Annotated in this window: 1 protein-coding gene; it reads left to right on the top strand. The window is 66.7% G+C overall.

All coding sequences use genetic code 11. The annotated features are described in order from the left end of the window. Positions 1–45 precede the first annotated feature (45 nt). On the top strand, positions 46–537 hold the full coding sequence (locus ACTNDJ_RS08955) for a helix-turn-helix domain-containing protein (protein ID WP_304211245.1): 492 nt from the start codon (positions 46–48) through the stop codon (positions 535–537). Positions 538–619: the final 82 nt, after the last annotated feature.

Genomic DNA, 619 nt, shown 5'->3' with positions numbered 1-619 from the left:
TGAACTGCCTCCCATTTCTTGGACATGAGAAATGGGAGGCTTTTTATGCGTGTCGACTTGAGGGTGAAGCACGACATCGAGGCCAGGAAGGCGGCGATCGGGCTCTTCGAGCGAGGCCACGGCTCCGAGTCGGCGGCGAAGGCGTTGTCGGTCCCGCGCGACACCGTGAGACAATGGCTCTACGTATACCGGTCGTTCGGAAGCGAGGTGCTGCTATCCATGGACGGCAAGCAGACCAGGTACACATACGAGCAGAAGGTCGCCGCCGCCTCCGCCGTCGTCGACGGCGGCATGAGCAAGCGGGACGCCATGGAGGCGTTCGGGGTCATGTCCCTGGCGCCGCTCAAGAGATGGTGCGCGCTCTACCGCGAGGGCGGCGCCGAGGCGCTCAGGCCCAGGCCCAAGGGCCGGCCGAGCGGTTCCAAGGCGAGGCCGCGCACGCGCGAGCAGGAGCTCGAGGAGCGCTGCCGAAGGCTCGAGACCGAGGTGGCCTACCTAAAAAAATTGCGTGCCCTGGTCGAGAGGGACGGACTCTGACCAGGGCGAAGGTCGAGGCCGTGAGCGCCCTGCGCGAAGAGGGGTACGGGCTGGGGTGCCTGCTGGAGTGCGCCGGCCTGGC

This window comes from Collinsella sp. HCP3S3_D1, from assembly GCF_052064015.1.
Lineage (GTDB): Bacteria > Actinomycetota > Coriobacteriia > Coriobacteriales > Coriobacteriaceae > Collinsella.
Note: the sequence above shows the minus strand (reverse complement) of the source record. Positions and strands in the feature narration are given on the sequence as shown.